Origin of the sequence: Lactiplantibacillus sp. YT640 (assembly GCF_049745435.1) — a bacterium.
Classification (GTDB): domain Bacteria; phylum Bacillota; class Bacilli; order Lactobacillales; family Lactobacillaceae; genus Lactiplantibacillus; species Lactiplantibacillus plantarum.
In genome coordinates, this window is the sequence record NZ_JBMNVY010000043.1 from 1 (window position 1) to 12,591 (window position 12,591).

15 protein-coding genes are annotated in these 12,591 nt (G+C 46.8%); 3 read left to right on the forward strand and 12 right to left on the reverse strand.

Annotation, left to right across the window (positions count from 1 at the left end; translation table 11 throughout):
- Positions 1 to 167: 167 nt before the first annotated feature.
- Positions 168 to 518: a hypothetical protein gene (locus ACOV1R_RS14465; protein WP_003640537.1), complete on the forward strand. Its 351-nt coding sequence runs from the start codon at positions 168 to 170 to the stop codon at positions 516 to 518.
- A 150-nt stretch (positions 519 to 668) separates the two neighbouring features.
- Here ACOV1R_RS14465 and ACOV1R_RS14470 read toward each other — a convergent pair whose 3' ends face one another.
- Positions 669 to 1,553 carry a lipoprotein gene (locus tag ACOV1R_RS14470; protein ID WP_003644407.1) on the reverse strand — a complete coding sequence of 295 codons (885 nt, stop codon included), beginning with the start codon at positions 1,551 to 1,553 and terminating at the stop codon, positions 669 to 671.
- A gap of 192 nt (positions 1,554 to 1,745) precedes the next feature.
- Positions 1,746 to 3,086 carry an amino acid permease gene (locus ACOV1R_RS14475; RefSeq protein WP_003645045.1) on the reverse strand — a complete coding sequence of 447 codons (1,341 nt, stop codon included), beginning with the start codon at positions 3,084 to 3,086 and terminating at the stop codon, positions 1,746 to 1,748.
- A 224-nt stretch (positions 3,087 to 3,310) separates the two neighbouring features.
- On the opposite strand from ACOV1R_RS14475, the gene ACOV1R_RS14480 reads away from it, so the two are divergent.
- The gene (locus tag ACOV1R_RS14480) at positions 3,311 to 4,168 is read left to right on the forward strand and encodes a DUF368 domain-containing protein (protein WP_003645046.1); all 858 of its coding nucleotides are present in this window, start codon (positions 3,311 to 3,313) and stop codon (positions 4,166 to 4,168) included.
- Between the two features lie 125 nt (positions 4,169 to 4,293).
- Here the strand turns inward: ACOV1R_RS14480 and ACOV1R_RS14485 are convergent, their stop codons facing one another.
- The 3 genes from ACOV1R_RS14485 to ACOV1R_RS14495 form a co-directional block, all read right to left on the reverse strand.
- Positions 4,294 to 5,031, reverse strand: coding sequence for a DUF1003 domain-containing protein (locus ACOV1R_RS14485; RefSeq protein ID WP_003645047.1), 738 nt, complete (start codon positions 5,029 to 5,031; stop codon positions 4,294 to 4,296).
- A 228-nt stretch (positions 5,032 to 5,259) separates the two neighbouring features.
- Positions 5,260 to 5,568 carry a DUF960 domain-containing protein gene (locus tag ACOV1R_RS14490; RefSeq protein WP_003640531.1) on the reverse strand — a complete coding sequence of 103 codons (309 nt, stop codon included), beginning with the start codon at positions 5,566 to 5,568 and terminating at the stop codon, positions 5,260 to 5,262.
- 27 nt (positions 5,569 to 5,595) lie between these two features.
- Positions 5,596 to 5,928 carry a hypothetical protein gene (locus tag ACOV1R_RS14495; RefSeq protein ID WP_003644404.1) on the reverse strand — a complete coding sequence of 111 codons (333 nt, stop codon included), beginning with the start codon at positions 5,926 to 5,928 and terminating at the stop codon, positions 5,596 to 5,598.
- Positions 5,929 to 6,265: 337 nt separating this feature from the next.
- Here ACOV1R_RS14495 and ACOV1R_RS14500 point away from each other — a divergent pair, with 337 nt between their 5' ends.
- Positions 6,266 to 7,453 (forward strand): MFS transporter, encoded by a 1,188-nt coding sequence (locus tag ACOV1R_RS14500; protein WP_003640529.1) that lies wholly within the window; start codon positions 6,266 to 6,268, stop codon positions 7,451 to 7,453.
- A 194-nt stretch (positions 7,454 to 7,647) separates the two neighbouring features.
- Here ACOV1R_RS14500 and ACOV1R_RS14505 read toward each other — a convergent pair whose 3' ends face one another.
- The 7 genes from ACOV1R_RS14505 to ACOV1R_RS14535 form a co-directional block, all read right to left on the reverse strand.
- The gene (locus ACOV1R_RS14505; RefSeq protein ID WP_003645049.1) at positions 7,648 to 8,436 is read right to left on the reverse strand and encodes a DUF4931 domain-containing protein; all 789 of its coding nucleotides are present in this window, start codon (positions 8,434 to 8,436) and stop codon (positions 7,648 to 7,650) included.
- Positions 8,437 to 8,517: 81 nt separating this feature from the next.
- On the reverse strand, positions 8,518 to 8,808 hold the full coding sequence (locus ACOV1R_RS14510; RefSeq protein ID WP_003644401.1) for an RNA-binding protein: 291 nt from the start codon (positions 8,806 to 8,808) through the stop codon (positions 8,518 to 8,520).
- Positions 8,809 to 8,899: 91 nt separating this feature from the next.
- Positions 8,900 to 9,634 carry a hypothetical protein gene (locus tag ACOV1R_RS14515; RefSeq protein ID WP_003645050.1) on the reverse strand — a complete coding sequence of 245 codons (735 nt, stop codon included), beginning with the start codon at positions 9,632 to 9,634 and terminating at the stop codon, positions 8,900 to 8,902.
- 115 nt (positions 9,635 to 9,749) lie between these two features.
- Positions 9,750 to 10,487 carry a DUF975 family protein gene (locus ACOV1R_RS14520; protein WP_054518984.1) on the reverse strand — a complete coding sequence of 246 codons (738 nt, stop codon included), beginning with the start codon at positions 10,485 to 10,487 and terminating at the stop codon, positions 9,750 to 9,752.
- Between the two features lie 114 nt (positions 10,488 to 10,601).
- On the reverse strand, positions 10,602 to 11,036 hold the full coding sequence (locus tag ACOV1R_RS14525; protein WP_003644400.1) for a GNAT family N-acetyltransferase: 435 nt from the start codon (positions 11,034 to 11,036) through the stop codon (positions 10,602 to 10,604).
- Position 11,037: 1 nt separating this feature from the next.
- Positions 11,038 to 11,907, reverse strand: a complete 870-nt coding sequence (locus ACOV1R_RS14530; RefSeq protein WP_011101553.1) for a DegV family protein — start codon at positions 11,905 to 11,907, stop codon at positions 11,038 to 11,040.
- A gap of 84 nt (positions 11,908 to 11,991) precedes the next feature.
- Positions 11,992 to 12,414: a MarR family winged helix-turn-helix transcriptional regulator gene (locus tag ACOV1R_RS14535; protein WP_003640522.1), complete on the reverse strand. Its 423-nt coding sequence runs from the start codon at positions 12,412 to 12,414 to the stop codon at positions 11,992 to 11,994.
- Positions 12,415 to 12,591: the final 177 nt, after the last annotated feature.

Consider the following 12,591-nt stretch of genomic DNA (forward strand, 5'->3'; position numbering starts at 1 on the left):
TGAGCGAAAGCTGAACACCAGTAAGATGATGATTAGCTTAGCCTTCCTGCGAATACTCTTGAAAAGATTCTAAACACGTTCTTAACTGCGGCTGATTAGTGCCTTTATTTCATGAATGGATTATACTAAAATAGGATTATAATTTTCAACGCAAAGGAGGCACCGACATGCAAGTGCGCTTAGTGCCAAACTTACAACTCGGTGAACGGATTATCGGGCCGACCCCCGACCCTGAGGCCAATCGCGCGCTTTATCAACGTTATGCGAAACGATTACAGGCGCGGCTAGGTATCGGCTTTCAAGTCTACCTAGATATGAGTGACGGTTATGATTTACTGCATGCGCGTGATTACGACACCGATACTTGTTGGGTGGTTGCAGCGGCTGTTTACCAAGCATTAACTGATTCTGCCGTGATCACCCACCACCGTATCATCTCGCTGAGTGACCAAGCACTTATCTTAAAAGCGACGCAGCCCATCGAACAACAACTGCGCCAATCTCCGACTGATCAATAGTCGCGATTCACCAGCTGGCAGTCGAATGAGATGAAAATAACGCCTAACCAACAAAAGTAGCAGTGTACTAGCCATCTCTGGCTGATTACGCTGCTACTTTTGTTTGTCAGCTCACTGCTTAATTTAACGAGCGTAGAAACTAGTTATTGATTATTGCATACTGGCAGCCATTTTGATAGCCGTTGCCATCTCTTGAGCCTTGACTTGATAAACCACTTTACCAGCTTGCCATTGGATAACTTGGTCTAAAGGTCCAGAGCCTGACGAAATCGCGTCAAAAGTGATGGCGCCGACCGACTGTGGTGCTGGTAAGTAGACCTGCTCGAAAGTAGCGACGGCCTGTTTAGCTAACGCGACGCCCGCATCTTCGTGCATCATGTTCGCATGCACGGTCAACGACCAGCGGCCCTCATTCCACATGATATATCGTTGACCAGCACCCGCGTCGATATGCGCGGTGATTTGATGACCGAGATCGACGGTTGGCAGCCCTGCTGTGGATTTATTATCACGATAACCCACCTGCTGGGCCGCGGCATTAGTTGTCGCATAGGTCGTCTTAGTGACAGTCGCATAAGCCGTTTCATCCACCACGGCCGCCGCGTTGAATGGCTGGGCCTGTTGTCCCACACTATAATTGATGGTGTAATTGGCTGCGTCACCTGAATAGCGCATGTTCAACTTCGAACTGCCACTAGTTAACCCATCGACTTGTGGAACGAGCGCCTGCTTTCCCAACGTCTTAGTCAATTGTTGATTCAATGCTGCCAGCCGGGTCGTAGCCGTGGGCTGGGTGACCGACTTGTTAGCGGCGCTGGCGGCCCGCTCACGCGCTGTTCTAGACGAGCGCGTGGCTGCGGTTTGAGGCCGACTACTAGTACTACTGGTAGCCTTAGCCTTCTTTTGGGTGCTGCTAACCGTTGCCTTGGCACTCGTGGTCGTCTGACTAGTTGACTTGGAATCCTGGTGTGTTGGTGATGAACAGCCGACCAACAAGACGGCAAGTGGTAATACGAGCAAGTTGCGATAATTCATACTGTTCCCCTCCCCAATAATCATGTCACGGCTGATACGTGGTCGTCAGCAACGTCCATGATGTTTGACTTAATTATAGAATAGAATGCACTATTAGGGGTGATTATTGCACCTTACAAAAATCGCCGGCCATTAGCTGGTAAACTAATTGGGTTTACCAAGACTGATGACCGGTGATTACAATTATCGTTTTTAAACGGTGCGATGCATACTTCGTTCGATGACTAATAAAATGACGAACCAAACGACTGAACCGATGACTGCCCAACGGTTGACTTGATCAAAGCACAAGACGACCGTCACCGCGATAAAGAAGGCCAAGGTCGCGATGTTGGTAACAGGGAACAGGGGCAGCTTAAACGGATTATGCGTACTGTCAGTGGTTCGTTTGTAAACGTAATGGCACACCAACAAGGCACACCAAACAATGATGAAGTTGGTTGTTGCCACGTTAGAGATCAACGTGAAGACGGTACTTGGAATCACGTAATTCAACGCCACGATCACCAGTAAGATCAATGATGAGAATAACAATGAGCGGGCGGGAACGTTGTAACGATTGACCTTTCCCATCCATTTCGGCGCGTTGTCACCGTGCGCAAGTGTAAATAGTGTTCGACTCGTACTGAAGATGGCACTATTACAAGCCGAGAGCGCCGCGGTCAGAACCACGAAGTTGATAATGCTGGCCGCGGCTTTGATCCCAACGTCGCTGAAAACTTGCACAAAGGGTGACTGACTGGTCGTGATCTGATTCCAAGGATAAATTGCCATGATCACGAACAAAGCGCCCACGTAGAAGAATGAGATTCGAATGGGTAAGCTATTGATGGCCCGTGGTAATTCTTTTTCTGGGTTTTCGGCTTCCCCAGCTGTAATTCCGACCATTTCGATGCCCGTAAACGCAAAGATAACGAGCGAAAACGACATCAAGAAGCCCTGGACGCCTGTTGGGAAGAAGCCCCCGTGACTGACCAAATTTGTCACCGAGACCGTTTGCCCACCGACATGGGCCGATGAACCAATCAAGATAGCCCCCGTCACGATCAAAGCAATGATAGCCACCACTTTAATCATCGAAAACCAATATTCTAATTCGCCAAACGCACTGACGGAGAGCATATTGAATACTAATAAAATCAAAATAATTATTAAGGGTGTCACCCACTGCGGGATCCACGGAAACCAGTAACGAATGTAGATACCACTCGCAGTCAAGTCAGCCATAGCTAAACTGATCCAGCAGAGCCAATAGGTCCACCCAATGGCAAACTCGAAACGTTTACCTAAATATCGATTAATGAATTCTAGAAACGAATGTAAACGCGTATCCGACAATAATAGCTCGCCCAGTGCTCGCATCATCAAGTAACAGAAGAAACCGCCAATGGCATAAGCCAACAAGATCGACGGCCCCGCCTGTTTGATTGCTGAACCGGAGCCTAAAAAGAGCCCGGTTCCAATCGCGCCACCAAGCGCAATCATCTGCACGTGACGGCGTTTTAGTTTACGGGCAAGTTGCTGATTTTCCATATGACCTCAACTTTCCTTTAATCCAATTTGATAATAATTTTCATAAAAATACAGATTTTTTCACGTCCATTCATTTTATGATAAAATAATCCGCCGTGCAACTTTTGCCACCGAAGGCAACCGTAAAAAACGGGTTTTAATTGCCATGCAGGATTTTTTCTGGTATCTTTAATTACTTTGATTATTACTGGAATACCAGTCATTAGAGCTAAAGGAGTTTACTTATGCCAACTAAAACAACTGATACTTTCTGGAAAAGATTCTTCAAGGGCGTCGTCATCGCCCTCGGTTTTATTTTACCGGGCGTCTCAGGTGGGGTTCTCGCCGCCATTCTCGGTATTTACGAGCGACTGTTGGGCTTTATGGCCCACTTCCGTCGTAACTTTAAACGGGACTTCTGGTACTTTGTCCCCGTCGGATTAGGAGGCATCGTCGGGATTGCCCTGCTTTCCGCCCCGCTGGAATACTTACTTGCACACGCTCAGGTGATCGTTCTCTGGGGGTTCGCAGGGGCCATCATCGGGACCTTACCAGCCCTGATGAAAACTGCAACTAGTCGGGCGCCACGTGACTGGCTCGACGGAGTTTGGTTCTTCGGGACCTTCATTATTAGTGCCGGCCTACTTTACTTTATGAGTGAGCTGTTTGGGACCTTGCCCGCTAACTTTGGTGGTTTCATCGTTGCGGGAGCGCTGATTACCTTGGGCGTCTTAGTGCCGGGACTGAGTCCTTCCAACTTGCTACTTATTTTAGGCCTTTTCACACCCATGCTGACGGGCTTTAAAAGACTAGATATCGTAGGCGTCTACTTACCGATCGCCATCGGTGGCATCCTGGCGATGGCGTTGTTCTCGAAGTTGATGGATCACCTATTAGTGAAGTTTCATTCCCGAGTCTACCATTTCATATTAGGTATTGTTCTGGCTAGTACCATGCTGATATTGATTCCGAATCCATATGCGGCTGAGAGTATCTCATATGCGCATGCCACACTCAGTACCTACCTATTCAGCGCCATAGCTCTTGCTGTGGGAATCGCGCTGGGTTACTGGATGAGTGCTTTAGAAAGTAAATATAAATAGTGCCACTGACCGTTGGCAATCTTGACGAATGCCGTTGTGCGGTCACGGTTAACCAAAAAACTGAGCGTCGGAATGTGAAAATTCCAGGCGCTCAGTTTTTTTGGTTAACTACTCAATCAGCCACCTTAACTTTGATTGCGACGTCGCCGCGGCTGCAATCGTCGCAATTCGTTGACTTGTGCTTGAATCTCACCTAACATTTGTGTTTGCATTTTCTGGATTTCAAGCATGTTTGGTTCATCTTGTTGAATTAAATGATCGACTTTCGAGTGCAGGACCCGGATCTCCTCTTCAGACATCGAGTTCACTTTAAAATCATTGGCCGCTTGTAGCCGATCATACTCAGCTGCCCGATTCTGACTCATCATGATCAATGGTGCCTGGATTGCTGCGACCATGCTTAAAAATAAATTTAATAAAATAAAGGGATAAGGGTCAAAATGATGGCTAAAAATTGGTAAGACGTTGAGCAACATCCACACGAGCATCACCACGACAAACGAAATGATAAACGCCCAGCTCCCCCCGAACCGTGCGACCCCATCCGCGACCCGTTGACCAAATGTCAATGAACTTTCCAGCTCGCTATTAACATCGACGACCCGATACGTGTGGTTAGCGAGAATCTTAGATAATTGCGCATTGACCTTATCATTTTGTTGATAATCGTTCTCGATCATCGCATCCATCTTTGCTAAGCGATAATGTACGAGATGCTCACTACAAATGAAACTGCTATTATGGGCCTGCGGAAAATCTTTTAAAATCATTTGCCGCAAACTAGTTTCCAATTCTTCTAATCGCATACCGTCCACAACTTGGTAACGTTGTTGATCGACAATGCACACTGCTGTTTTCGCCATTAGACACACACCTTTCTCTGATCCCGGCGTGAGAATTACGTGAACAATGCGGCCCCCTTGATTAGCAACCGGAACCTAACATCGCAAAACCACACCTCACACCATCTATTTAATTATACAAATTTAAGGCGCATCTGCCCAGTTAAAGACCACCAATCAAAAAGCGATTATTCGCCGGCCTGAAGTGACGAGTTTCCTCGTATTCAGCTCATTGAATAATCGCTGCGTTCAGACGGAGAGTTCGTCCATCAACATCATGGTCTGATACTGACCATCGTCTAAGACTGCCACCGTCTCGGGAAACTCCCGTTGGTAATTGACTGGTAAATCGAATTCCATGATGGCATCGTGCTGCGCATCAAAAGCCACGGTGACTTGCCCATTACGTGCGATCAGGGCAAATTGCAGGACCCGTGGCAGGCGAACGACCCCCTTTAGATTTTGATCAATAATATCCCAAATGCCATCAATCACCGCGCTCGGTAGCTTGGCGGCTAACCCTAGCGTTGCAAACCGTTCTTCATCTTGATCAAACATGCTAATCACCTCATTACTCAATTCGGCTTAGTTATCACGAACAATCACTGCGACCTCTTTTTCAATCCGGATAAATAAGCCTTGTGAATCCTGTCGAAAATCATTTTCTAACGTGGCAGACAACGGTTTAATGCGGCCAACGACGGTGCCAGTTGTCCCATAGAGTTCGATAGTCTGACCATCTGCAGCCCACTTAACTGTCCAGTAACTACCTTCTAAGGCCTCATCGACGAAGTACTGAGTTCCCGCCAGCACAGCTTCATTAATCACGCTACTTTCATCCGCAGTCATTCCCGCGTCTAATTCCCACTTAAGTTTTTGATTAACTTCCAACATGTCTCCTGGAATCAAATTTTGCATAATTATTCCTCCACTTTTGTTCATTTACTTAACATCATACCACAATCACAACTAATATCAGGCATTCAAACTTATCGGTATCAGTTGTCAGTCAGAAATTGATATGGTATTGTTATGATAAGAAAATGAGATTATTAGAAAGTGGTGAATGACGTGTTGGCTAAATTTTCAGCTTGGATTAACCTTAAGCGCACAATTTTTGCAGTTATGGTTATGTCAGGGGCGCAGTCTGCGCTTTTTCCAAGTTGAATGACCACTAGCCATTGCGAAGTCACGAGCAGCTGACGACAATGGGTCGTCTTTTTTTGTCCGCTCGTGGCCGCTAAAGGAGTCCAATATGTTATCACCACTTACCCGTCGTAACCTAACCCTCAGTTATGGTTATGCGGCCTGTGCTTTTTTTGGTATCAACACCCTCTGGGTGATCTTTTTACAGCAACAAGGCCTATCACTCGTTGAGATAGGGCTATGTGAAAGTGTTTTTCATCTGACTAGTTTTCTCTCGGAAGTTCCCTCCGGCGTTATCGCCGACCGCTTTGGTTATCGGCCTGTCCTGATCATTAGCCGCCTGATGGCTATCGGACACGCCCTCATCATGTTGACGGCTCACAGTCTCGGCTGGTTGCTCCTAGCATTCATCCTACAAGCCTGGGCGTATAATCTCCAGTCTGGTACGATTGAAGCGGCACAATATGACAGTCTCGTCAATACTCAGGCCACGCAACATTATCCACGCGTCACGACGATTCTCAACACGACAATCGAAGTGGCCGATACGTTGGGTGTCGTGTTGGCTGGCTGGTTAATGCCCCAGCATCTTTCAGTGACGTACTGGGTCTATTTAGCGGCAGCTCTCATTGCCATTCTGGCAATCAGTGGGCTGCACGTTCCCCAGCGCCAGTTGACCAAGACTCATTCAACACAACCGTCGTTACGAACGATCCTTCGTGCTGCCGCGCATCTGTTAGTGACCCAACGTCGTTTACGGCTTTTAATGATCTTTGACGCGCTCTTTTCGGCACTCGGAACAACTTATTACTATTACTTTCAAACAGTGATGACTGCTCAGCACTTTAGTGGGAGACTAATCACGACGATCCTCATTGCGAGTATGGCCCTCAATATTGTGGCGATCCAACTGACACCTTGGCTACAGCGACATCAAACCCAACATCAGTTACTTTACGGGCTCTGCCTAAGCATGATTATGGCCCTACTTAGCGCATTTAGTCACGCCATCGGTCTACTGGTCCTCATCTATTTAGTCATCAATAGTTTGATGGCACTGATTGAGCCACTGTTTTCCAACTACTACAATCAGCTGATTCCAAACGGGCAACGGGCAACCCTACTGAGCGTTGCCAGCATGGTCTTTAGTTTAGCGATGATCAGCGCTTTTCCTCTGATTGGCTGGTTAATTCAACGGGTGGGGTTTGCCGTTACTTTCGGTAGCTGTGGCCTGCTGACATTGATCGCCTTGCTGAGTCTTTACGGCTATGCCCGGCGAAGGGCCGTCCAGCATTGAAAACCATAACTAATCACTGACATTACTGCTGAGAGATGTTCCCCCACGACTTGACCGGTTGCTTTTGACCACCCCATACTAATCGCAATTGCGTCACCATTAATCATGCACGTGAACGGTAAAGTGAAGGCCCCCGAGAATCGAAAGGATTCCTGGGGGCCTTTTCCGTCGTTTGGGGCTGTTCGGCCTATTAGCTAGTTTGAGTGAGCCAGATTCGATCGTTCAAACTGTTGCCGAATTTCCTCAGCGATGGCGCGCATTCGCTTTGGCGTATCTGCTTGTGCCAGCCGATAGCCGATATAGTATGGTGAGACATTAAATAGTGGGACCACTTTGGCAACAATCTGGTCATCCCGCGGATAGAAAAATAGGTTATAACTATCACACTGCCCATGAAAATACGTATTTAGCGTATACTGGACGACCTGTTGCACAGCATCGGCTAACGGTGCAATCGCGGTAGCTGGAGCAGCAACGTTGATTTCGACAAATCCCATGATAGGCCGATCAGAAACAGTTACTTGGACCTGATCGACCGCCAACACTGAATACCCAGTCAAATTGGCTGCTGTCACGTTAGCGTAACCATCGGCGGCCATTAAACCAACGATTTGCATGTGTGGATGCCGTAAACTTCCACCCGAGTGTGGGCCAAAATTTTTATAGCACAACACCGATTTGAACCGACCACTCGCAATTGTGGCTTGCCAGTGCTTCAGAGCAAACGCGAAGACAGCGCGGTTTTGTGCGGATGAGTAAGTAGCAATATCGCCATCATGGCGGGCCGCCTCGATCACGATCGTTTGCCAGGTAGCTTGCAAGGTCGGAAATTTATTCAATAGCCAGATACGATCTGCATCTTGCGCGATAATATCAGTCAACTGGCCCGGATCGCAAAAAGGACAGGCATTGTGCGGGTGCCGGATATTTTCTGGCTTATCCTTCGCAATGGCCGTATCAAAGATTAGTGGCTGGTTTGGCAAGGTTTCTCAACTTCTTTCATGAAATAAGAAAACGGGTCCGAAACACCAATTAGGTGCCGACCCGTTTGCCTTTTATACGCATTAGTTCATTGGTTCCGGTGTATCAGCGCCCGGACCAAACTGGACATCCGCCATCGTGATCCAAACAACAAATTCCGTTGAAGCCAACCGCCAGTACTGCGGATCCGACGCCGGCGGGAGTGATTGTTCAAAGAGCGCAATAGCCAACGCGTTCGCCGCATTGTCCGCAGCAACTTGGACACTCGCCCCAAAGGTCTGGGCGGCAGGAACGTCTGGAAAACGGACATCCCAGTAGGTGCCTTCATCACGAAAAATGGCTGGATACTTAACTTCCACATAATTGTGATTCAATTTTATCACTCACTTCTTACAATCATTTTAAGGCTATTATACCGAAAACGGTCGCAAAAGCCCAGCTCAAACATCATGATTGCAATTAAAATTAATCAGCCTTTGACACGTGGTACGAGCCATTGCTATCCGTCGTGACCTTATAGTTCCCACTGATTGAGTTTTCACCATAGTCCTTCGCGTCATTTAAATTATCGTATGTCGAGCCGGCATGACTACTACTGCTACTCTTTTCAGTACTAGTTGACGCCGTTTCACTCTTTGATGAGCTGCTGGCTGTTGAAGTACTGTGAGAGGTGGCGCTACTTGTGGTCGTTTGATGACTGGTCGTCGTGCTATGCGAACTAGCTGTCGTATTGCCAGCGGTCGTATTAGTGGCAGTTGAACTGCTATACGCACCCGTCGTTTCTGTCCCATCTGTGCTAGTGTCGGCATCCGTACTTGCAGCCGTCGTTTCGCTAGTACTTTCACTACTTGAGCTTGAATGCTTCTTCTTTTTCTTCGATGAGCTAGATGATTTCTTCGAAGATGATTTTTTGCGCGCCTTGCTGCTACTTGAGGAACTCGTGGTTTCGACTAAGTCTTGGTTGCTAGCTGCTTTGACAAAGTAAACGACTGTTCCACCGAGCGCAATCACGATTAAAGCCAATAGCCATAACGAAACGTGATGTTTTTTTTGCGGTGACTTAGGTGCTTGCGGTTTCTTTGGATCGTTCGGTTCCTTAGGTGCATGGGATCCCTGTGAACTCGCCTTACGTCCCCGCTTGCCACCCGTAGCCTCTCGCGCTTTTAAGCGTGACATGCGCGTCTGTTTTTGTTCAGGCATTAACTATCGCACTTCCTTTCTTGCTTCCGCCAGTTTACCATATTTTGGCGGGCTTGTCTTAATGCTTAATAAAAGAAACAATATTATTTGTGTCGATTTTTAATATCGACGTTCATTAATTAATTGCTTGTAAATTATCATAATAGTTGGCAAGTACACCATAAATATATGGTACCAACCATAACTGGCCGATTCCAGCCGTTAAGATACTGAGAAGTTCCCAGCCCAAAAAGCTTAAATGCAACACGAATAACTGCCACTTGTGCCCGTGCATCAACTGACGGCTACGGGTGACCGCATCACGATAGCGTGGCCGTGCTTGACCAGCAGGTGTTGCAGCTAACAAGTCCTTATACGCATAAAAAGTCTGTGAATAAGCGTACGCCTTAATAATACCCGGAACCACCAATAGCAGGCTCCATAGGAAGATAAGCACAGTTTTATAAATAATCAGACCGACCAGTGTCCACCCATAACGTTTCGTGAACCCGACCGTTGAGTCACTGACCGGATGGATCTGGCGTTCTGGTTGTCGGACCCAGTCCAACATCGCATAACTCGTCCCAATCCGAAAGATTTGAACGACCAGCCAGACACCAACTTGAACCAGTAAAAACCCAGCTATTACAGCTAAAATCAACGATATATCAGAACCAGTCAAGGTCCCCAACTGCTTAAAAGTCGTGTCGTCAGTCGTGGAACTGCCCGACGACACGCGATCTGAATAATTGGCCATCACCCCGAAAATCGTTAATAAGCTAATAATAATACATAATAAGATGGCATCTTTCCAACGCCCCTTAAAGAGTTGCTTAATTTCGGTTTTAAGTTCGGCCCTCGTTTTTTGAATCATTGCGCCACTCCTCCACTACTTGTTTAATTTAGTCCATTTTCCGTGTTTTGTCCCCGTTAGTCAACGGCAAAACCCTAAAAAAGCGCTGGCAAAATGCCAACGCTACGAGTTGAATCATAATAATTGCTTATGCATAATCACAACGGGGGCCCCATCTTCATCATACGGGCCGGCCGTAACTCGATAACCACACAGTTCGTAAAAGCGCTGGGCAGTGAGTTCACCATGAATCTCGCCATGAGTAAAACCACGTTGCGTGGCCCACTCCTCAGCCGCTGTCAATAATTGACGACCCCAACCATGACCGCGATAGGCCTTCCGAGTGCAGACTCGACCAAATCGCATCACGTGGTCAGCTTGTGGTTCTAAGCGTAACGTTGTAATTGGTAAATCAGGCTGTAAATATAGAACAGCGTATTCACGCTGGTCTGTATCCTTGACGTCAAATTCAACGTCAGCACTGATTCCACGCTCTTCAACAAATACAGCCTGACGTAACGCGTAGGCCGCTGCCCGATTGGCTGGTGATGCTGAAAAAATAATTTTCATTTTAGTAGGCCTTATCAATGTCCTTCAACCAGGCTAACGCTAATGACTTGTCACCTAAATGGGCCCCAATCACTGGACCAAAGTACGTGATATCGATCGGCATGTCTGGATAAATTTGTTGTAACTTTTGTTTCCAATCTTCAGCGGCAGCCAAATTATTCCCCTGAACGATAATTGCTCGCAGCGGATAGTCGACTTTTGACTGTGCTTCAGCAAAGAGGTGCTCAACTCGCGCTAAAGCTTTCTTAGTTGAACGAACTTTCTCAAAGGCGACGATTTCATGGCTCTGATCATCAAAAGTCAACAGTGGCTTGATCCGTAACACGCTTCCAATGAAGGCTGACGCATTCGATAACCGACCACCCCGAACCAGATTTTGCAAATCATCCACGATAAAGTATTCGCCCATCGAGGCCCGCAGATCATCTAGGCGTGCCAGGATTTCTTCAACACTGTGACCAGCTTTAGCCATCCGCGCGGCTTCAATTGCCAAATAGCCCATCAGACGGACCGTGATCTGGGAGTCATACGGATAAAGTTTGATATTATCGACCATATCTCGCATGTTCATCAAGCTATTATAAAAACCGGAAATCGTGCTAGCAAGATGAATACTGATGACTGCATCATAACCTTGTTCACCCAAGCGGTTATAGAATGCCACCATTTCCCCCACGGGTGGTTGGGACGTACTTGGGAACGACTTAAATGATTTCATATTTGCGTAAAAGTCGGCCGTTTTAATGTCGACACCTTCTTGATACACTTTTCCATCTATAATAACCGGAATCGGCACGACATGAATATCGTTGTCCGCGACCTCTTGCGGTGTCAAATAGCTCGTGCTGTCAGTAACAACAGCAATCTTCATGACTTACACCTACTTCTCATTTAAATAATAATAAATATCATAGCATAAAACTAAGTTATACTCTACCTTCGACCGTTTGGAAAGTCATGGCTCGAGAATTCGGCTAACTGACTTGTTTAACCGATTGAGCAGAATCCGGAGAAGGTTTTGTTCATCTTGTGGCCATTTGTCAAAAACTTCTGCTTCAAACTGTTGATAATCCGCATTAATCTTGGTCAATGCCGCTGTTCCTGCCGGCGTGACCGTGTAAACAAGTTGGCGGCGGTCACGACCAATCGCTTCCTTACTCAAACGTTCTTTTTTGACTAGGCTAGCCAGTTGCCGACTTAATGTAGATGTATCAAGCTGCATGGCTGTCGCCAATTTTTCTTGCGTATTGGCCCCTGCTGCCAACTGGATCAGCAGTTGCCATTCCGCAACGGTGATTCCTTGGGCCTTAGTAATTTTTTTCAACATGGCAGTTTGCAACTTAGCGGTTTCCGCTAAGGCCGTTAAACTTGACTTCATGACAGTTCATTCCTCTCAACAATAATTCACATTGGTCCATTGTGACTTGATTTACCCCGCCTGATGATTAAAAACGTGCTAATTTTTTAGACGACGAATTTACAATTGAAGTGCAACAAGTAAGAAAAAAATAAAAAAGAACTCATAGCCTGAGTCCTATAAAATGAAGTCACCACA